Origin of the sequence: Acinetobacter sp. ANC 4779 (assembly GCF_004331055.1) — a bacterium.
Taxonomy (GTDB): Bacteria; Pseudomonadota; Gammaproteobacteria; order Pseudomonadales; family Moraxellaceae; genus Acinetobacter.
The window spans coordinates 111,914-131,706 of the sequence record NZ_SJNU01000007.1; the positions used below are offsets into that span (position 1 = coordinate 111,914).

Sequence of the window (19,793 nt, forward strand, 5' to 3'; positions counted from 1 at the left end):
TAAGGATGTCCTTGTCTCAGTGACCGCGAGTCGATCAAAAAGTACTAGAAAACAAAGATCTGATTTTTATCATGTGGATCTAATGCTTTCAGGCTAAAAGGAACCTAATCATAGATGCCTTTTAGCTGAGATAACAATTAATACGAATAATACGCACCAATGATTAAGCACATTGTTTAGGCTGTACCATATTGTTGATTGCTAGCACATCAGTCAAAACTTGATCTGACAGTAGATTTTCGGCTTTAATTAAAGCCAAAACGCTGTGGCCCGATTCATTGGCTTGTTTCGCAATACGGGTAGTTGTTTCATACCCTAAATATGGATTCAGTGCGGTAATAATGCCAATTGAATTTTCAACATTAGCCTGACAATGTTCAGCATTTGCACGTATATTTTCAATACATTTATTTTGTAACATTTGCATAGCTTTGCCCAGCAAATCAATCGATTCGAACAATTTGAAAGCAATCAAAGGCTCCATAGCGTTTAACTGCAACTGGCCTGCTTCTGCAGCCAAAGTAATGGCTAAATCATTAGCAATGACTTGATAACATACTAAATTCATGGCTTCTGGAATAACTGGATTAACCTTACCTGGCATAATGGAACTACCAGGTTGACGCGGTTCTAAATAAATTTCATTTATACCTGTGCGCGGGCCACTAGAGAGTAAACGCAAGTCATTGGCAATTTTTGATAGTTTGGTGGCTGTACGTTTTAATAAGCTGGATAATAAAACGAAATCGCCCATATCTGAAGTGGCTTCAATTAAATCAGGTGCGCTGCTAATTTCTCGTTGGGTAATTTCCGATAATGCGGCAATCGCATACTCACGGTACTTCGCTTCGGTATTTATCCCTGTTCCTATTGCAGTCCCGCCCAAATTCACCACACTTAAGGCATCCGGCATAATTTGATTAAGTTTGTTCAGATCATTTTGTAGCGTGGTTGCAAAAGCACCAAATTCTTGACCTAAAGTCATCGGCACAGCATCTTGCAACTGAGTACGACCCATTTTCAGAATATGAGAAAAATCATCTGACTTATGTTTAAAACTTTGAATTAAGTTTAAAAATGGGGTGTTTAATTGATCTATTGCAGCAATTAAACCGATTTTAATAGCGGTAGGGTAAACATCATTTGTAGACTGGGACATATTAACATCATTATTTGGATGTAAATATTGATAGTCACCTTTTAAGTATTCCAAATACTCTAAACCAATATTAGCAAGAACTTCATTAATATTCATATTGGTTGAAGTACCTGCGCCACCCTGAATCATATCTATCGGAAATTGATCATGGTATTTATAATCAAAAATTTGTTGGCAAGCATATTGAATTGCATTATTTTTATTTTCGTCCAGCTTATTAAGTTTAAAGTTAGCATGTGCACATGCAGATTTAACCATTGCAAGTGCATTGATAAAAACAGGAAACTGACTTAATTTGTTTTGACTTAAATTAAAATTTTCGACTGCTCTTAAAGTTTGGATACCATAATAACAATGAGCAGGAATTTCTTTATAACCCAATAAATCTTTTTCAGTGCGTGTATTGATTTTAATGTTCATTTAAATAGACTCTAATTTCCAATAAATCCATATTAGAGTGCAGCGTATTTTTTTGCTAATGTAAAAAAATATTACTGCATGCATTTTTTGCATAATAGATTATAATTTATAAAAGTATGCATTCAGGATTGATTATGACCTTGGAAATTCGATGGATTGAAGATTTACTTGCACTTGAGCAAGAAGAATCGATCTCCCAGGCGGCAGAAATACGACATGTCACTCAATCTGCATTTACACGTAGGATTCAAAATATTGAAAACGCGTTGGGTTTCCAAATTTTAAAACGCTATAGTAAAAATATTGATTTTACAGAAGCCGGACAAGTCTTATTGGCATCTTCAAAAAACATAAAAAATCAACTAGATACAACCCTTAAATATCTAGAGAGAAATGTAAAAAACAATGAGTTAACGGTCAAGTTTGCAGTGTCTCACTCCCTAATTACACAGTTTTTCCCTCGCTTTATTCATGAATTATCCATCAACATGGAAGATTTGAAATTAGAAATTATTGCCGCTAATCTCAAACAAGGAATGCGCTTACTTAAAGATGGTTCGTGTGATTTTTTAATTAGTTATTGTGATCAAAAAACTTTACAACAACTTGATCTATCTTTGTTCGTATTCCATAAAATCTTTGAAATGGAAATACTGCCTATAACTGCATTAAATGATAATGCTACTGCCAAATATTCATTCGAGCAGACCTTTCCCTTGTTGGCTTATAGTAAACAAGCCTACTTAAGAAACTGTGTTGATGAAGCGATTGAAAATAAATTAGATTATCGAACTTTATACGAAACAGATAATGCAAGTGATTTAAAAGAATTGGTTTTACAAGGTTTAGGTATCGCCTGGTTACCTAAATTATTGGTTGAAAAGGAGCTTGCTGAGAATAAATTAAAAATAATTGATTGTAATAAATATAATTTATTTCAAGATGTATATATTATTAGGCGTGAAATGGCATTCTCAAATAAAATTGATTATATTTGGAATACTTTAACAAGCCAGGCTAAGGAAATTTAAATTATTTGCTTGATGATTGAAATCATCTAGACGATTTCGCTCTCTATTAAGGAATTTTTTCTGATACTTAATTTAAGTAACCTAAATAATTTTATATCTTTTTTAGAGTTATAAATATTTGATTTTAAATATATCAAGCTGGGTGTTCAAATCACCTATCCTTAATAATACCAGGTGATTTTAAGAACCTCTAGCACAATGAAACTAGGCTCATTTTTTTTAAAATCACCTTTTAATATTATTTGCTAAAATTTTATAGATGCTTTATTGAAGTATGTTAACTATTATCGGCCAATCGATTTACAGGGATAAGCGGATCTACAACAACCCCTTCTTGTTCAGGAAGATCATGCTTATTTCCTTCAGTACGGGCAATCACCGCTGTAGCGATACTGTTCCCAATAACATTGGTGGCAGTACGTCCCATATCTAAAAATTGATCAACTGCCAAAATTAATAAAATACCCGCTTCAGGAAGTTTGAACATAGCAAGCGTTGAAGCAATCACCACAATAGATGCACGAGAAACCCCAGCAATCCCTTTACTGGTGATCATCAATGTCAGTAATATCAAAGCCTGTTGGGCAAAACTTAAATCAATATTATAGGCTTGTGCGATAAACAATACGGCAAACGCCATATACATCATCGAGCCATCCAGATTAAATGAATAACCCAATGGAAGCACAAAACTGGTAATACGTTTGGGTACACCAAACTTATCTAAAGCTTCCATGGTTTTTGGGTAAGCCGACTCACTACTGGCGGTTGCAAACGCCAACATGGTCGGTTCACGTACCATTCGCATTAATCTGAAAACATCTTTTTTCAAAAAGATATAACCGAAAGCAATTAAAATTGTCCACAGGATCAGCAATCCAACATAGAACTGTCCAATAAAAATACTGTAATCAAGAATTAACTTCGGTCCTTGAACAGTAATGGCGGAGGCAATTGCGGCAAAAACTGCAATAGGGGCAAAAGCCATCACATAGTCGGTGATACGGAACATGACTTTACAAAGTTCGTCAATAATTCGGCCTATCACTGTAGCTTCATTATGGTGCTGAACATATGCCAAGGCTGAACCAAAGAAAATTGAAAAAACTAAAATTTGTAATATTTCATTATTCGCCATCGCTTCTGCAAAGCTGCGCGGGAATATATGCGTAATAAATGTTTCTAAGCTTAGACTTGTAGCACTCACCCCGACATCTACCAGCTCTTTCTGGATGCTCAGGTTCATACCCGATCCGGGCTGAAACAAATTTGCTAAGCCCATTCCAAGCAAAAGTGAGATAAACGATGCACCAATAAACCAACTCATCGCTTTTAGTGTAATTGATCCCAAAGAAGATGATTTTCCCATTGAGATTAAACCAGAAACAATCGTTGCAAAGACTAGCGGTGCAATAATCATTTTAATTAATCTTAAGAATACATCGGTAACGATTTTGAAGTAGGCTGCTATTTCCGTTACTTGAGCAGTCGTTAAAATATTATGAAAGGCCCAACCCACGAGTATTCCTGAGATCATTGCAAGCAGGATATATTTGAGCAATTTTTTCTGGTTCATGAAAATAGTTCCTTCTTTAATCTTCTGTACATCAAGTTGATTGCTTTCATAGCAAGGCATTGATGACATTCCATGTTGATCAATTTATATAGGTTTTGTTTTAACAAGCTGGATGCAAAATCATTGATTAAGCAATTAACTGCAGCAAGTGTCACTTTTTTTCGGGCAAAACGATAATGCAAAATTTAATTATGCTATGCAAAAAATGCATGGAATTATTATTTAATTTTAATTTATAAATACTAATATTATTTTTGAACCAGAAGAAGTTTTCGAGTTTTTTCTTTTAATTTTAAATATTTAAGGAGTTTTATTCGGAGTCATAATTAAACGCTTAACGAAGCAAATAGCACAGGCAGCTTAACCAATGGACCAATGACTATTGTAAATGAAATATCTGATATTAATTCAAAAGTGAAGATGTCAGCAGCAAATGTTAAGTTAAAATTATTTCCCGCAACGCTAAATATTCAATAATAAGCGTAGACCATGAACCCTCATAAAAAGTGCTCTACCTTCGAATTCCATGTCAAAACACATAGTACAAGCAACCCTTTTTAGCTCCATTTTCCCTGTCTTCGGCACTTTCAAATCCGTTGTCTGTATCGGAGTCGCACTTGATAAAAGCGATATGATGCTTTAACAGGATAAATATTTGCATTCTAAAGGAAGATTGAAACGTCGACACCTGACTCAATCAGGGTGTGCATGACTTCGCCTGAACACGGCGCACAGCAGGCAGCAGTTTGTCATAACCTTGTGGGAGAATAAGTTTTTGACCTTCGAGTTTGTTTGACATAATAATAAGCTTTAACTCTAAACCCGATATTTTATCGTTTATAGCCAAACACAAACTGCTGATAGGCTGATATTTTCTAAGGTTCAGCAGAGAGCAGTCATATTTGCTATAAATGTTCCAAATAAGAATTCTAAAAACAGATAGGGCTCTAATGAGCAACGTTCTCTATTAGCGGATAAGAAGTGCCATCAAAAGATAGTTGTGTGTCTATAATTTTTGTGGCTATTCAAATTGTATGAGCGTGATGTGTGCAACTTTATTAGGCCACGACATTTGCTAAACTTAAAGAGAGTGAGAATTGCATAAAAATAAATAAATTTTTGAATATTTAAAGTCCAAATAAATATATTCAATAGCAGCTTAGGAAAACGAGAGAGTAATGACTATGGATGCAAGTAAATTTGAAAATGACTACGTCACAGGACAGAAAAATAACAACTATAATGAAGTAATGGCTAGAATTGAGGAATTAAATCGGCTCGTACTGATCAGTAAAGAATGGAAAAAAGATTGCCATTACGGCTTTCATGCACGCGAATGCTTTGATGTCTGTTATGCAGTAGGTAAAGCAAAAGCAATTTTGGTTTATTTACATGCGGGATATTGGCAATCAAGAGATAAGAATCAATTTTATTTCATTGCCGATCAGCTCGCTGAACTGGGATATCATATCGCCATTATGAATTATCCTCTTTGTCCAGAAGTCAGTATTGAAAAAATAACAACCTCATTAAGTTATGGACTGTTAACGGTTAAAACCTACTTAAATGCTTCTTCTAACAACTTGCCTATGTATATTTGTGGTCATTCTGCCGGTGCTCACTTAACAACAGAGCTGGTATTAAATGCCAAAGAGAGAGTTCAAGATCAGTTAAATATTAAGGGGATTATTCCTATTAGTGGAATATATGATTTAGAGCCTCTAATATCTACCAGTTTAAACATCAATATTAAATTAAATCACATTCAGGCAAGAAATAATTCCCCGATATTAAGAGTAGCTAAAGACATGGTGCCTGCCGAATTTTTTGTTGGCAATAATGAAACGCCTGCTTTTATTCAACAATCACAAGCAATGAAAAATCAATGGGAACTTAACGGAAATTCTGCAAATTTTACCATTCTTAAGAATAGCGATCATTTTAGCTTGCTGTTTCACTTCCTTAAAGATGGAGAAATCGTAGAATCGATTGAACGTTTGTATGGTTCTACAACTGTATGATTTTAGATAGTATACAAAAACCATTTTTCAAAATGGTTTTTTTATAAAAGAATAATATAGACAGATAAGATGGCTAAAATAATGGTGAAAACACCAGAAGACAATAATATAAAACGGTGAAGCAATGAATTTTTACTCTTGCTACTAAGTGTGGTTATTTTTTTGAAATTGATCAAAATAGTCAAATAATAAAAATTAATGACCAAGGCAATAAAAACAGCAATATAAAATAGGCTAGAGGGTTTACTCATCAAAATTTTAAAGAAAGTAAAATTGATTATGATATAAGAAAATAAACTTCTTTCTAAGGATAAAAAAGTTCTTTCGGGTTGAAGTCCATTATCTTGCATTTTCATTGCTATTTCATATGAATAAAAATAAATATGATCAAAATTAAGCTAAAAATTGATAAGAATGGAGCCATACAGGGATAGGGAAGTGACTGTTTTGTTCTAAGTGCATATTCAATTCTGAACCAACGAAAAATCGCACTTATGCTAAGAATAATTGAAAGTAAAATCAAAGCGATAAAAATCTGATCTGCGATGACTTTTTCAATCATTCCATTATTAAGGGTAATAAATGCAACCGCACCCACTAATATTGCAAGTGCGGTTCTATTCCATGCCAAAAACGTTCTTTCATTGGCGAGCGTAAAACGAGGATCCGGATCCTCACCGTCGGTTAATTTTAGAATTTTAAATAGATTTTTCATAAATTTTTTTGATCAATTAAAATTTTAAATATATAGAGATTAATAATCAGGAATATGCATTTTTTATTTTTGTGTATCTGTTTCATACATTTTTTTGCATACCTTGTCATGAAAAAATGAATAGTGAAAATGCCAAAAAATTGTTTGAATGATAAAAAAGGGAGAACCACAATGGAAATGCTAAATCAGAAAAATTTATCGTCTTTAGTGTTCAGTGAATCACGTTTAAGTAAAGAACTTAAAAATATTGAATGGAATATATTGGGTCATGTATATGAACCGATTTTAGGCGGAGATCAACAGTCAAGTTTTGCCTGGATTTCGAATGACCCTGCGGGTACCTTTGTTCCGCCTCATATGCACCCCGTACAGGATGAACATGCTTATATTCTTGAGGGAGAGTATTCACTTTATCTCGATGGTGAATGGACAACCGCAAAAGCGGGCGATTACCTTTACTGGCCACGTGGCACTACACATGGTTATAAAGTCACTTCGGCAGGGCCTGCCAAAGGTATTTTTTGGGTAAGTCCAGGTAATGATTTAGCCAGTCTATTCTCGGAATTGCATAATTTAACCGATCCAGAAAAAGTGGTTCAGGTATCCGCGGCTCGTAATATTCGCTTTATTGATCCAGCACGGCTGCCGAATTGTGAGTTTTAAACGCTGAAAATAGTATAGTTATCTAAAAAGCTTTCAAAATTTTGAAAGCTTTTTTATTTTTTTAGAAAGAATATTGGGGCTTGATTTTATATTTTAACAAGATGATCTCATTCTAAAAGACTTTTATTTTATTAAAAAAAATAATTTAAATTACGCATAGTGAATTTTTAAAAATTGCATATTGGCCAGTGAATCTACTCAATTATATTAATAACGTGTTATTAGCATAAATTAAAAAGGACGATTCAATGACAATTAATAATCAACAGGGAATGAAAATTATTGCTTTAGGTACCGGTGGTGGTCCAATCGTATCCCGTTCTAGAGCAGGTATTTCAACGGCCATCTGTGTCGATAATGCGACTTATATTGTGGACTGTGGTATGGGCAGTATTCGCAATTACAGAAGTCATGCCACTTGGGGTGAGTTACGGGGTATTTTTCTCACCCATCATCATTCTGATCATATTTATGATCTAGGTTCTTACTTGTTCACGGGCTGGCAAGTTCCTGGCGAATCTTTCAGTCAACCTATTCAAATTTATGGCCCTGGCAAGCCCCTACAAAATCCAGCGATGCCTGCTCACTCACATCCTAAAATTAAAGGCTGTTGTGGTGGCGATCATCCGATGGTGGGTACAGCCGCTATGGTCGATGCTTTAATACATAATGTGTTTGCTTCCGATATTGCCATTCGAATGGCAGATGAAGGACGTTCAAGCCCAACAGAATGGATTAAAGCATTTGATATTCAAATTCCAGAAGAGGCCAAAGCCGATCCGGTTCATAACCGACATCCGGAAATGGAACCTTTTGTCATTTATGAAGATGAACTGGTCAAAATCAGCACCATCTTGGTTGATCATCGTTTGTGTTTTCCTGCTTTTGGTTTCAGATTCGATTCTAAATATGGTTCCGTGGTCATTTCGGGTGATACGACTTATTCTAAAAACTGTATTTTATTGGCCAAAGATGCAGATGTGTTAATGCATGAGGTCATCGACCTGGATGCAATTTTAGCCACTTTCCCTGAAGGACCCACCCGAGATGGGATTGCTGTTCATCTTGAAGAATCTCATACCTCTTATGAAAAAGTAGGTCTGGTTGCTCAAGAAGCAAATGTTAAGGCACTTATTTTGCATCATATTGTACCAAATACCCCTGACTCAGCTGATGTCCAAAAAATGGTAAATGTCGCTCAAAATGATTTTGATGGCTTGGTATTGGCAGCAGAAGACAATGATACTTTCAATGTGATGGATATTGTTAAATCTCGTTTAGAAGAGGGCAAAGCGCGTGAGTTAATTCGGGAGGCCAATATATGAAGAGTCAAAGCAAAAATTTTCCCACTTCACTGGTGCAGTCGCTTGAAACAGGGAAAATTACTAACCGGGCGTGGTTAATAACGGGAATGCTGATCATATTCCAGATGGTTAACTTTGCCGATAAAGCGGTATTAGGACTGGTGGCTGAACCTGCAATGCGTGAACTGGGGATGTCGAGTAGTCAATTTGGTTTTATAGGAAGTTCTTTTTTCTTCCTGTTTGCCATTTCCTCTATTGTGGTGGGATTACTGGCGGCAAAAATACAAACCCGCTGGATTCTTCTGACTATGGGAATTGCCTGGGCCGTTTTACAATTTCCCATGCTCTTGGGAGGGGGCATAACGCTCTTGTTGGTGACACGAATTATTTTAGGGGCTGCAGAAGGGCCTGCAACACCCATTACTTTGCAACATATTCATGGATGGTACGAGCCCAAGGAACGTGGCTTGCCAAGTAGTTTGGTTGCCATAGGATCGACCTTAGGCCCGATTATTGCTGCACCCATTCTCGCGGCTATTATTGCTCATCCGTCTTATGGATGGAGATGGGCATTCGGTTTTTTAGGAATGTTCGGTCTGGTCTGGAGCCTGTTATGGTTTTTAATTGCAAAAGAAGGACCCTATAGTCATCTCAAGGCGAAACAGCAACTGACTCAACCTAAGCCATTGGTTCATCCAAATACAAGTTATATCAGTAATAAAAGTATTGCCGAATTTGCAGACTCATTAAAAGTAGTCCCTTTATTTAAAGTCTTTTTCTCACCCATGTTTATCTCTGCTTTTTTAGCCGGTGCTGGATGTTTCTGGGCAATGGGCTTTTTAACAACGTGGGCACCTCGTTATTTGTCGGCAGTACTAAACACTTCTCCACAGATGATCGGAATGATTTCGACATTTCCCTGGATATTTGGTGCTCTGACCTTGCTGGTGGCAGGTTGTCTGTCGAAAATTTTAATGAAAAAAGGCAGTTCGGTACATATATCGATGGGTTGCGTATTCGGATCCTTAATTTTGATGTCAGGTATTTTCTTTCTAATATTATCTTATGCTACTGGAGTTACAGCCGTTTTAGTCCTGACTATTGCAGCAGGTTTGGCAATGACATTCCCACTGGCCCCTATTACTTTAGCCTATAGTATCTGCTCTAAACAACGAGCAGCCGTTATGGCGACAGTCACCGCATTGGCATCGTTAGGGGGAATGATTTCACCGACTATGGTGGGAATGTTTATGGAATCGGCAGGCTATATTCAGCCTATGAAAGGAATACTTCCAGATACTGCAATGTTAGGCAAACTGGTTACAGGAATGAATCTAAGTTTTTCATATATTGGGATCTATTTATTAATTGTAGGATTAGCTGCAATTGTATTTCTTAATCCAGATAAAACTGCAAAAAAATTGCAAAAAGATATCGAAGTCAATAATGATTAAATAATGTGGCTAAGTCAGTTTTTAAAATCTTAGATAAAGCGATAAGAAGAGTACTTGATTGATAAAGTGCTCTTTTTATTTGAATTAATTTTAAAATATGTTTATAACAACTATGAAGCTCGCTAAAAAATAAATAAAATAAAATAAAATAAAATAAAATAATTTTAATTCATATGATTATTTTTCATCTGCAAACCAACTGTATTCTTAAAACAGTTGGTTTAAAACGCATTATATTATTTATTGTTTTTCAGTGTTTCAGACGGAAATTCGCCAAAACGGCTTTTATATTCTTGGGAGAATCGTCCTAATTGCTGGAAACCGCAGTCCATGGCAATACTTGAAACATTTTCCCAGGGCTTGATTCCTTTTAAACGCTTATAGGTTTCTTCAAAGCGTAAATTACGCAAATAAGCCACTGGGGATTGGCCAAAATAGGTATGAAAATCACGATATAATCTTTCACGAGAAATTCCCAGAATTTTCTCAAGTTCGCTTAATTTCAAAGGTTGCGATAAATTTTCTTTAAATAAACTTTCAATATAATTTAAATAAGAGGGTTTCCCTTGTAAGCGGCGTTCAAGTTCTAAACTGTAATTGTGTGGTTGAGAAGTGAGTAAAAGAGCAATCAGATTAATTTCAAAATTATTCCAAATCCCTTGTAAATCCACAACAGAATCATATTCTAATAAAAATTCTTGCAAACTCATGGCCAAATTGAACCATTGTTTAATTGAACCTTGCATGGGGGCTTGGATATCAAAAATTAACGGTCGAGTAATTTTATAGCCTAACATCCGCATAAGATGATTTTCCATATTTTTTTTAGAAATACGAATCATTTGCTTTTGGCAGTTTGGTTCTAAAACCATCGAAAAGGGTTGATCAGGTGAAAATATCGCAGCAACATCATTACTAGAATATATCGTTGAAGATTTAATTTTAATTTCTTGTATGCCCTCAATGGGCACATTAAAAATATAACAATGCTGTAAATTATCAATATTAATATTTACAAGTGTTGAGTACTGAATTTTACCAAAAGTGGTTTCACCAATTTGGATGCCTTCATGTAAAAAATCAATTTGTTGTGGATTTGGAATATGTAAATGGTGAGGGCCATTTGCTTTGATTGTCCAGTCTAAAACTTCCTGAGATTGATGAAAATGAGCAAAAAATTTTCTAGGCAGCCAATTTTCACTTTTTCCTAACTCAATCATTTCTATATCCTTATATCTTGATCAGAGAGAACTATTATTTTAGTATCTTAAATAATCTGTTTTTTAAGTTATATTAAAAAAAATATAAGAGCAATGAGTATATATAACAAAAAAACTGTTTCATCCACGAAGGATGAGGTAAGAAAAAAATTATAAACAATATATTTGATTGATAGAGAGGTTTAAAAAAGAATCCAAAAACAATATGCTTTATTGATAGGGTTATAATACCTTTCGAGTATGAATAGATTGTTGAGAGTGATCAGATATTGTTTAATTATAAAACGAAGAAAAAATAATTTTTAGAATAAATATAGATTGTCTAGATGATTATTAATCCTGAATTAGATGATTTTACCAAATCATAAATTACCTGGATAAGTTGATTTTAAAAACCTAAAAATGCGATAAATCTATTCAGTAGGAGTATTTAGCTGATATATTGATACAGATAATAAATTTTAGCTAGGTGAAAATGGAATGCAATCACTAAGCCAACAAGATATTGAATTAAATCACTATTCTAATAAAGCTGATTTTGCTCAAAACTTGATGTCAACCATTTGTGGTGAACATCGTTTGGATACCAGCTGTCGGGACACTTTGAATTTTCATTATGATGGCATGCGCTTACCCCATAAACGAATGACGATTGGTACTATTTCTTATGGTGCTAATGTTGCAATTAATACCTCTAATCTTAAAGCGTATAGTATTAGTCTTCCTTTGAAGGGCAAACAAATTTTGAATATGCGAGGGGAACGCTATTTATCAGATCAAAAAAATGGCCTGATTCTCTCCAATGCAGATTTACAAGATTTAACTATTGATAAAGATTGCAAGAAGCTACAAGTGGTGGTTCCTGAACAAAGTTTACAAATCGTTTTAGCTGATTTGCTTCATCAACCGGTGGAAAATCCGGTTGTTTTTAATCCGGAAATGCATTTTGACTCAGAGTATTTAATTACCGCATGGTGGAATAATATTCAGAATTTCTTACAGTTTAAATCACAATATACCGGGTTTTATGGCTTGCCTTTACTGGCTGAAGATTATGAAAATTTTATAATTAAAGCTCTATTGTTATCTCAAGAAAATAACTATTCAGAACAGCTTAAACAATTATCTACTCAATCCCAGCCTGCTTATATCCAAAGAGTACAAAAATTTCTCCTTAGCCATGCCCAAGAAGAGATTTGTGCTGATAATTTACAAGACTTGGCCGGTGTTTCAAAATCGAAACTGTATGAAGAGTTTCAGTATTACTATGGGACTAGTCCGATGGCGTATTTAAAAAAACATCGGTTACAGCAAATTTATAAAGTGTTAAGTACAGCTGGCCTCAATCGAAAAATATCGATTTCCCATTTGGCTTCTCAATGGGGATTCAACCATTTAAGTCGATTTTCTCAAGAGTACCGTGAGGAATTTGGTGAAAAACCAAGTGAAACTAAAAACAAATGTATCAACATTACTTAATTTATTAAAAAGTAAAGAATAAACCACCTAATTTAAATCATTTAAATTAGGTGGTTTGATTTCAAATTAGCCTAAGCTAATTCTTGAATTTTAGCTTGATTTTGGGCTTTAGATTTTTCACTTCGCACTTTTAAACTTAGCGCAATAAATGAAACAAAAGTAGGGATCGCAAGAATATAGAATAAACCACTTAAACTTAGCTCAAATGTAAAAATCAGGGAGCCAAAGAAAGCCCCTAAAATTGCTCCAATTCGACCAATTCCATGCATCCATGAAACGCCTACCGCTCGACAGGTTGAAGGGTAGGAAATAGCGGCCAAAGGCAGTAAAGATGATTGGGCACCTGCCAGCAAGGCACCAATTAAGAAGATGGTAATGCCAAAAAATAACAGATCTGAGCTTAAAAAGCCCGCTACAATAAACAAGCCAAAAGCAATCAGATAAGAATAGCGAATGACTTTGGTTGGGTTGGTTTTATCCATATACCAACCCATAATTATGGCACCGATTACGCCCCCAAAAGGGAAGATAGCGGCAATTAAGCTAAATTGCTGAGTGGTGAAACCTGCGGTCTTTAAAATGGTTGGCATCCAACTGGTTAAAAGGTAAAACACCAGTAAGCTCATGAAACAGCAAAGCCACAACATACTCGAGCTGACTAAATATTTCCCCAATACTTGTTTAACCGGACTTTGGGCAGATTCAACTTCAGTTTGAGCAAGTTTGAGGGTGACTGCTTCGGCAAAAGGTTGACCTTGAATGCTTTCTAAAATACGCTGTGCTTTTAAAGATTGATTGTTTTTGATTAAATATTGAGTAGATTCAGGTAATTTAAGAACCAGTATGATGACCAGAATAAGTGGAATAACGCCCCCAATAATAATGACTTTAGCCCAACCCAGATTTTCCAATAAATAAGCAGATAATAGCCCGCCACATGAAATTCCGAGCATAAAGCCACAACCTGCTAGTCCGGTTAAGAATGCTTTACGTTTAGCAGGCATATATTCTGAAACAATAGTACTGATATTCGGCATGGCAGCACCCAAGCCAATACCGGTAATGAATCGGAAAATCATCAGCTCTTGTGTAGACGTGGCAAAACCACAAAGTACGGTAAATGTTGCGAAAAGCAAAGTAGTGGAAGTAATGACTTTCTTGCGCCCCAATTTATCGGCAAGCGGGCCAGACAGAATTGCGCCAATCGACATACCCACTAAAGCCGCACTGAGTACGGGTGCAAGTTGAGGTTTGCTGATGCCCCAATCATCCAGTAATGCAGGCGCAATAAAACCGATAATCCCGGTATCCAATCCATCACAAAAAAACACTAAGAAGCCAAGTGCAAATACCAGCCATTGTAACGGCGATAGTTTTTCGCGGTCTATCACCGTGTTGATCTCAATTGTTTTCATTTTTATTCCTTTAAAAATTTTAGAATGTTTTACCGTAATTTATGAAAAATCTATTTTTAGTAAAATCAGTACCCTACTTGACGTTGTAGTCAATTAACAGGTATTGCAAAGCCAGTCCTTTAAGATAGGGCAGTTGAAATGCATAGTTGCCCATGAAATTGGCTTCACTTTCTTTGTTTTCGCAACTATCAGCGTTAATAAAATAAGTTTCTGGTCAAAAACCCTCTGGCAAAGGATAGGCAGATTCACCAATAATCTGCTGATACCCGATATGGATACTGTGATTGCTGATTTTTACAGTTTCAAGCCCACCCATATTCTGCGCATCAATATTGAATTGGTCATTGTCCTCTGGCGTATTAAAATATTTTAGTCTTGAATTTAAAGAGAAATCACCGGCTTTCCAGTTATGCTCAATTCCTAAGTAATGTGGGTTATAAAGGCGGAGTTTCTCTCATTTTAGAGATATAAAAAAGTGATGCTGACGGCGACCAACTGCCGAAATTTTTTACTACAGAAGAGTCAAAATCTCGTTCAATATAAGCATTTTTGAGGGTAAATTTCCATTCTGGCTCTGCTGTCTGGCCTGACTTGATAAGCTTATTTCGCTTAAAATACTCAATAATATAAATGATTTTTTTGATTCTACTTTTGACCCTGTCCGATATTTCATCTCATGCCTTCCTTTGAGAAATTACTTATTTTCTGTTTTTAATTTATTAACTTTAAGAACTATTCCATAGTTTTGATTGAACTCTTTTTAGTGGTTTTAAACTATCCAAAAATTCCTGATATTCATCCATTTTTTCCAAATTGGATCAATAGCTATATGATCTAAGCGAGTGAAATCAGGCTTTAAATTTGAATGATTTTTTTTAAGGTTTTTTAGGGATTTTTGAGTAAATGGTTAACTGAGAAGACGATTAGCTTTCATTAATAAATCATTCAGCTTTAATCCAAATATGCTGGGACATAGCCTGGATTTATAAATATTAGAAGAATAAATAAGCAATAAGATCACTGATTTTTAACTATTTTTTAGAAAAATAATGATGAGGGGGAAGGAATGAAAATGGAGTTTCTTGAGCGGAAATATCCTTGAACCAAGATAAATCAATAGTTCAAGGATAGTTTTAGCAAAAGAAGATTATGCACATAAGCGACGACGTTCAACTTCTGCTGAAGGTGCCGCAACACTGTCTTTGACCAGGACAATATTAAAGGTAATGTGTTTAAACGCTTTATCTAAGCCATAACGTTCAATTTCGCGTGAATCGGTAACGTCCACTGCAGTTGCGACTAAACCATCACGTGTTGCGAAAGCAAAGTCATCCCATAAATATTGATCACCTTCAATATTAAATTGGGTGGTGAGCTTTCGGAAATCAGGGGCAGAGGCAAAGTAATGGACATGCGAGGGACGATTACCATGACGACCTAATTTGTTCAGCAAGGCTTGAGTGGTACCCTCTGGAGGACAACCATAACCGACCGGCATAGTGGTTAAAGCGGTATATTTCCCATTTTTATCGGCAAAAATTGTACGACGTAAATTGAATTCGGATTGAGCTTTATCAAAGAAAGAATAGTTTCCTAAGCTGTTTGCATGCCATATTTCGACCTTAGCATTTTCAATCAGGTTGCCTTGTGTATCGGTTACTGTACCTTCAATAATGAGGGTATCAATTTGGTCAGATTCAGAACCATCATCCATACGGGCAAAACCCACAGACTCCGGTGCACCCGCTACATACAGAGGACCTTCAATGGTACGTGGCGTTCCTCCGCTAATACCTGCTTTAAGGTCAGTTTCATCAGCCCGCAAGTCTAAAAAATGTTCCAGCCCCAAACCTGCCGCTAATAACCCCAGTTCATTGGCTTGACCTGCATCAGTAAAATACTCAAGTCCTTTCCAAACTTCAGAAGGCTGAATATCGAGTTCATCAATGGCCTGAAATAAGTCAGTCACTAAACGTACAACAATTTCCTGTACCCGTGGATCTACAGGTCCGGTTGCTGTATCTACATTCATTTGTTTGACGAGGGCGCTAATTTGTTGGCGGTTCATACTACGTTCCTTAAGTATATTGTTTTAGAGTGATTTAAAACTGCGCATATCATGATGAAGAGTTTCAGTACTACAAAATTCAAGCCTTGAATGACCAGGCTTGTTGTTAAAAGCGGCTGGTATTGCTTTGCAAGAATTTTTCACTGTAAATACGGTAATTTTGCAAGGCCTGATCACCTAACCAGCTTTTCACTGCTTCAATCATTGGCGATGGGCCACACAAATACATATCGAAAGCTTGTTCTGCCAGTTGATCTTTATTCAAATGATCCTGAATGAAACCTGTTTTACCTGTCCAGCTGTCTGAAGCCTGACTAATAATCGGTTGATAATTAAAATTAGGCATCCGTTTGCTATAGGCATGTAAACGTTGTTGCTCACACAAATCGGCTTCTTGGCTTACGCCATAATACAATTGCACTGCTGGGGCGTTGGGTTGTTCAGCGATATTATCCAGCATGCCTAAAAAGGCAGATAATCCCGTACCCCCGGCAATAAACACCAAGGGACGCTCGACTTCACGCAAGTAGAAACTGCCTAAAGGGGCTTCCATATAAATGGTCTGTCCGACTTCACAGCACTCACGCAAGTAATTACTCATTACACCGTTTGGTAGCAGGCGAATTAAGAATTGCAGCTGGTTGCTTGCATTGGGCCTGTTGGCAAAAGAATACGAGCGCCATTCCTCAGAATTTGGAATTTGCAGGCGTGCATATTGACCTGGTAAAAAGTGTAGGGGCTGCTTATAACTGCTGGCATCAACATGCAAAATGGCAGTGGTGTCAGAAACCAGTTCTACCGCAGTCACGGTGGTGGCAATTTTTAAAGACTCGCCGGCATTACAAATATCTGAATGATGGTCGAAATAAAATGCAGCATTGGATTTCACCCGGGTTTGGCAAGCCAATATTTTTCGCTCTGCCAAATCACGTTCACTGAGTGCCTCTTCATCGACATATTCCTGCTCATAAGAGCCGCTTTCGCATTGGCCTTGGCAGGTTCCACATACCCCTTCACGACAATCCAAAGGCAGGGTAATCCCTTGACGAATGGCTGCATTGAGCAGCAATTCGTCATTATGTACAGCAATGAAAAAGGTTTTACCATCAGCAAAATTGAGCGCTACTGAATGAGTCATACGATTGATCCATTAAACATGGTAAAAGTCTAAGACCGAGTCAATTTTGTCATTCAGTAATACTGTATGTTGACGACGGATGCGGAAGCTCTCTTGCTCTTTGCGTAAGGTATAAGTGGCATGACCATAAAAACTGCCTTCTAAGCCTTGACGGTTATACAAGGTGTGCCATGCTACTTTTGCTTCAATTAAACCATCGTCGAGCTCTTTTACACGCACATTTTTAATCATGTGCAAAGTGCGGGGTAAGGGGGTGGCAGAAGCTGCCTTACCGGTACGGATACGAAAAATTCGGTCTTCCAATCCTGTACGGTCTTCGTAATAAATATAAGACAAGCCCTGATTTGGATCCTGAACATAGTTATGGTCATCGATCCACTGCGGAATATGGTATTCACTATCTTCATCATACAGTTCAAGATAGGCATCCCAATCATAGGTGTCACAGAGTTCAGCTTTTTTAATGAGAAACTGAGAAACAGCGAAATTAAGTTCAGCAGTCATGATTACACCTCTTCCTTGGCAATGGGTTGCTCAAAAGTCACATCTTGCATTTTTAAGGCTTTTTTATTTAAGCCGTTGAGCATTAAACGCTGCCATTGACCGTGTTGGTTGACATATAAGCCTTCATGGGTAAATTCACGACCGGTAATGACCGGCTTAATGTTTAAATCCTGAGCATTTTCGGTGGTGCCATATTCCCAGGTATGGTGACCTCGAGAAATATCACTCCAGCGTTCAAGACGCGCTTGAAAGCCTTTTTGTTGTTCACGAAATTCTACCAAGTCATCAGGGGTGCCTAAACCAGACACGTTAAAGAAGTCTTCAAACTGGCGAATACGGTTACGGCGTGCTTCGGCAGACTCACCTTTAACGCCAATACACTGGCTAATAACTTCTGTTTTATTCCAAGCTACAGGACGGATAATGCGTAATTGCGAACTGATTTGATCCATAAAGAACAGGCTAGGATACAAATTCAGGTTTCTTAAACGATGCATGGCCCATTTCGCATGTTTTTCTCCGTATTTTTCTAAAAGGTATGGCATGACGGTGCTATAACCTGGACGCACCGCTGGATTGGGCATATCACTAAACAGTACGCTATGACCATTTTTAAAGCTGAACCAGCCGTCATCCGTCTCAGCATCACCGGCGCCTAATTTGCTGTAATCCAGCGTATCTAAGTCAGCCCCTTTTTCGATATTCACTTGCTGACGATGTTGAACAGTCGATACATAGTTATAGTGCACTGTACTGACATGATAACCATCTAAACCATTTTCATTTTGGAGTTTCCAGTTGCCTGCAAAAGTATAGGCGGACTTACCTTGTAATACTTCAAGCTCACCTGTAGGTGACTGGTCAACCATTAAATCAAGGAAGACTTTGGCGTCACCTAAGAAATCTTCTAAAGAATCGGTAGCCTGGCTGTCTAAACTAACAAATACGAAACCGCGATAACTGGCAATACGACCTTGTTTAAGGCCACGCGTGGTTTTATCGAAGTGTTCGCAATATTCACCTGGTGCTTTGACTTTAATCAAGCGACCATCTGACTTATAGGTCCAAGCGTGGAATGGACAGGTGAAAGTAGACTGGTTTCCTTTACTGACACGGGTCAAGGTTGCACCACGGTGTTCACATGCATTGACCATGGCATGAAGCTCACCCTGACTATCACGGCTGATAATCAGGGGTTGTCGGCCAATTTGAACCGTCACAAAATCGTTATTATTCGGAATTTCACTTTCATGACAGGCGTAAATCCAAACTTTTTCGAAAATTTGCTCCATCTCTAAATCGAACAGCTCAGCTTCAGTGAACATTTCTCGAGCAATACGATATACGCCATCGTCCGGGCGAAAATCAATACAGTTCTTAACGAAGTCTTGCCATTCTGTAATGCTGCGTGAGGTCATTGTTTTATCCTCTAGTCCATTAGGGTATTTCCCTCATTGAAGCGAAATTTACCCTTCATGGCTATCCGAATTCTCCAGATCTTTATCCGTTTTTTAATGTTGTAAGTCTTTATCTTCTATACGGTGAATAGTATTGATTTTATAGATCCTGCTTAGATAGATAAAATGGCTCATTCACCAGCTGTCTAATGAACCACTTCTAATAACC

At 36.8% G+C, this 19,793-nt stretch carries 16 protein-coding genes and 2 pseudogenes; 6 read left to right on the forward strand and 12 right to left on the reverse strand.

Features of this window, described 5'->3' with window-relative positions:
* Positions 1 to 163: 163 nt before the first annotated feature.
* Positions 164 to 1,579, reverse strand: a complete 1,416-nt coding sequence (locus E0H80_RS09795; RefSeq protein ID WP_131365337.1) for an aspartate ammonia-lyase — start codon at positions 1,577 to 1,579, stop codon at positions 164 to 166.
* A gap of 134 nt (positions 1,580 to 1,713) precedes the next feature.
* Here E0H80_RS09795 and E0H80_RS09800 point away from each other — a divergent pair, with 134 nt between their 5' ends.
* On the forward strand, positions 1,714 to 2,610 hold the full coding sequence (locus E0H80_RS09800) for a LysR substrate-binding domain-containing protein (RefSeq protein ID WP_131365339.1): 897 nt from the start codon (positions 1,714 to 1,716) through the stop codon (positions 2,608 to 2,610).
* 277 nt (positions 2,611 to 2,887) lie between these two features.
* Here E0H80_RS09800 and E0H80_RS09805 read toward each other — a convergent pair whose 3' ends face one another.
* Both E0H80_RS09805 and E0H80_RS16880 read right to left on the reverse strand, forming a co-directional pair.
* The gene (locus E0H80_RS09805; protein WP_131365341.1) at positions 2,888 to 4,186 is read right to left on the reverse strand and encodes a dicarboxylate/amino acid:cation symporter; all 1,299 of its coding nucleotides are present in this window, start codon (positions 4,184 to 4,186) and stop codon (positions 2,888 to 2,890) included.
* Positions 4,187 to 4,660: 474 nt separating this feature from the next.
* A pseudogene (locus E0H80_RS16880) lies at positions 4,661 to 4,985 on the reverse strand (epoxyqueuosine reductase QueH); the annotation flags it as partial.
* A 379-nt stretch (positions 4,986 to 5,364) separates the two neighbouring features.
* Here E0H80_RS16880 and E0H80_RS09815 point away from each other — a divergent pair.
* Positions 5,365 to 6,207: an alpha/beta hydrolase gene (locus tag E0H80_RS09815; protein WP_228259977.1), complete on the forward strand. Its 843-nt coding sequence runs from the start codon at positions 5,365 to 5,367 to the stop codon at positions 6,205 to 6,207.
* Between the two features lie 41 nt (positions 6,208 to 6,248).
* Here the strand turns inward: E0H80_RS09815 and E0H80_RS09820 are convergent, their stop codons facing one another.
* Together E0H80_RS09820 and E0H80_RS09825 are read right to left on the reverse strand one after the other, a co-directional pair.
* A complete protein-coding gene (locus E0H80_RS09820) occupies positions 6,249 to 6,563 on the reverse strand; it encodes a DUF202 domain-containing protein (protein WP_228259978.1) in 315 nt (104 codons plus the stop codon).
* 2 nt (positions 6,564 to 6,565) lie between these two features.
* Positions 6,566 to 6,922 carry a YidH family protein gene (locus tag E0H80_RS09825; protein WP_131365343.1) on the reverse strand — a complete coding sequence of 119 codons (357 nt, stop codon included), beginning with the start codon at positions 6,920 to 6,922 and terminating at the stop codon, positions 6,566 to 6,568.
* Between the two features lie 171 nt (positions 6,923 to 7,093).
* On the opposite strand from E0H80_RS09825, the gene E0H80_RS09830 reads away from it, so the two are divergent.
* The 3 genes from E0H80_RS09830 to E0H80_RS09840 all read left to right on the forward strand — a co-directional run bounded on the left by E0H80_RS09830 (position 7,094) and on the right by E0H80_RS09840 (position 10,343).
* Positions 7,094 to 7,585: a cupin domain-containing protein gene (locus E0H80_RS09830; RefSeq protein WP_131365345.1), complete on the forward strand. Its 492-nt coding sequence runs from the start codon at positions 7,094 to 7,096 to the stop codon at positions 7,583 to 7,585.
* 248 nt (positions 7,586 to 7,833) lie between these two features.
* Entirely contained in the window at positions 7,834 to 8,910 is a 1,077-nt protein-coding gene (locus E0H80_RS09835; RefSeq protein WP_131365347.1) for an MBL fold metallo-hydrolase, read from the forward strand.
* Complete coding sequence (locus E0H80_RS09840) at positions 8,907 to 10,343, forward strand: MFS transporter (protein ID WP_131365349.1); 1,437 nt, start codon at positions 8,907 to 8,909, stop codon at positions 10,341 to 10,343. Before E0H80_RS09835 ends, E0H80_RS09840 begins: the two co-directional genes overlap by 4 nt.
* 236 nt (positions 10,344 to 10,579) lie before the next feature.
* Here E0H80_RS09840 and E0H80_RS09845 read toward each other — a convergent pair whose 3' ends face one another.
* Positions 10,580 to 11,563: an AraC family transcriptional regulator gene (locus tag E0H80_RS09845; RefSeq protein WP_131365351.1), complete on the reverse strand. Its 984-nt coding sequence runs from the start codon at positions 11,561 to 11,563 to the stop codon at positions 10,580 to 10,582.
* A gap of 480 nt (positions 11,564 to 12,043) precedes the next feature.
* Here E0H80_RS09845 and E0H80_RS09850 point away from each other — a divergent pair, with 480 nt between their 5' ends.
* Positions 12,044 to 13,042, forward strand: coding sequence for an AraC family transcriptional regulator (locus tag E0H80_RS09850; protein ID WP_131365353.1), 999 nt, complete (start codon positions 12,044 to 12,046; stop codon positions 13,040 to 13,042).
* 71 nt (positions 13,043 to 13,113) lie between these two features.
* On the opposite strand, the gene E0H80_RS09855 is transcribed toward E0H80_RS09850, so the two are convergent.
* From E0H80_RS09855 to antA, 6 genes and pseudogenes are all read right to left on the reverse strand, one after another.
* Positions 13,114 to 14,457: an MFS transporter gene (locus E0H80_RS09855; protein ID WP_131365355.1), complete on the reverse strand. Its 1,344-nt coding sequence runs from the start codon at positions 14,455 to 14,457 to the stop codon at positions 13,114 to 13,116.
* 73 nt (positions 14,458 to 14,530) lie between these two features.
* Positions 14,531 to 14,899, reverse strand: a pseudogene (locus tag E0H80_RS17140) (OprD family outer membrane porin); the annotation flags it as partial.
* Positions 14,900 to 15,604: 705 nt separating this feature from the next.
* Positions 15,605 to 16,525, reverse strand: a complete 921-nt coding sequence (catA, locus tag E0H80_RS09865; RefSeq protein ID WP_131365357.1) for a catechol 1,2-dioxygenase — start codon at positions 16,523 to 16,525, stop codon at positions 15,605 to 15,607.
* Between the two features lie 106 nt (positions 16,526 to 16,631).
* The gene (antC, locus tag E0H80_RS09870; RefSeq protein WP_131365359.1) at positions 16,632 to 17,663 is read right to left on the reverse strand and encodes an anthranilate 1,2-dioxygenase electron transfer component AntC; all 1,032 of its coding nucleotides are present in this window, start codon (positions 17,661 to 17,663) and stop codon (positions 16,632 to 16,634) included.
* Positions 17,664 to 17,675: 12 nt separating this feature from the next.
* A complete protein-coding gene (gene antB, locus E0H80_RS09875; protein ID WP_131365361.1) occupies positions 17,676 to 18,167 on the reverse strand; it encodes an anthranilate 1,2-dioxygenase small subunit in 492 nt (163 codons plus the stop codon).
* A 2-nt stretch (positions 18,168 to 18,169) separates the two neighbouring features.
* Positions 18,170 to 19,585, reverse strand: a complete 1,416-nt coding sequence (antA, locus tag E0H80_RS09880; RefSeq protein WP_131365363.1) for an anthranilate 1,2-dioxygenase large subunit — start codon at positions 19,583 to 19,585, stop codon at positions 18,170 to 18,172.
* Positions 19,586 to 19,793 lie beyond the last annotated feature (208 nt).

Bases quoted from the DNA above. Each gene is read 5' to 3' on its own strand.
- E0H80_RS09795 (WP_131365337.1), bottom strand. From the start codon at position 1,579: ATGAACATTAAAATCAATACACGCACTGAAAAAGATTTATTGGGTTAT.
- E0H80_RS09835 (WP_131365347.1), top strand. From the start codon at position 7,834: ATGACAATTAATAATCAACAGGGAATGAAAATTATTGCTTTAGGTACC.
- E0H80_RS09800 (WP_131365339.1), top strand. From the start codon at position 1,714: ATGACCTTGGAAATTCGATGGATTGAAGATTTACTTGCACTTGAGCAA.
- E0H80_RS09825 (WP_131365343.1), bottom strand. From the start codon at position 6,922: ATGAAAAATCTATTTAAAATTCTAAAATTAACCGACGGTGAGGATCCG.
- E0H80_RS09820 (WP_228259978.1), bottom strand. From the start codon at position 6,563: ATGAAAATGCAAGATAATGGACTTCAACCCGAAAGAACTTTTTTATCC.
- antA (WP_131365363.1), bottom strand. From the start codon at position 19,585: ATGACCTCACGCAGCATTACAGAATGGCAAGACTTCGTTAAGAACTGT.
- E0H80_RS09845 (WP_131365351.1), bottom strand. From the start codon at position 11,563: ATGATTGAGTTAGGAAAAAGTGAAAATTGGCTGCCTAGAAAATTTTTT.
- catA (WP_131365357.1), bottom strand. From the start codon at position 16,525: ATGAACCGCCAACAAATTAGCGCCCTCGTCAAACAAATGAATGTAGAT.
- antC (WP_131365359.1), bottom strand. From the start codon at position 17,663: ATGACTCATTCAGTAGCGCTCAATTTTGCTGATGGTAAAACCTTTTTC.
- E0H80_RS09850 (WP_131365353.1), top strand. From the start codon at position 12,044: ATGCAATCACTAAGCCAACAAGATATTGAATTAAATCACTATTCTAAT.
- E0H80_RS09805 (WP_131365341.1), bottom strand. From the start codon at position 4,186: ATGAACCAGAAAAAATTGCTCAAATATATCCTGCTTGCAATGATCTCA.
- E0H80_RS09840 (WP_131365349.1), top strand. From the start codon at position 8,907: ATGAAGAGTCAAAGCAAAAATTTTCCCACTTCACTGGTGCAGTCGCTT.
- antB (WP_131365361.1), bottom strand. From the start codon at position 18,167: ATGACTGCTGAACTTAATTTCGCTGTTTCTCAGTTTCTCATTAAAAAA.
- E0H80_RS09855 (WP_131365355.1), bottom strand. From the start codon at position 14,457: ATGAAAACAATTGAGATCAACACGGTGATAGACCGCGAAAAACTATCG.
- E0H80_RS09815 (WP_228259977.1), top strand. From the start codon at position 5,365: ATGACTATGGATGCAAGTAAATTTGAAAATGACTACGTCACAGGACAG.
- E0H80_RS09830 (WP_131365345.1), top strand. From the start codon at position 7,094: ATGGAAATGCTAAATCAGAAAAATTTATCGTCTTTAGTGTTCAGTGAA.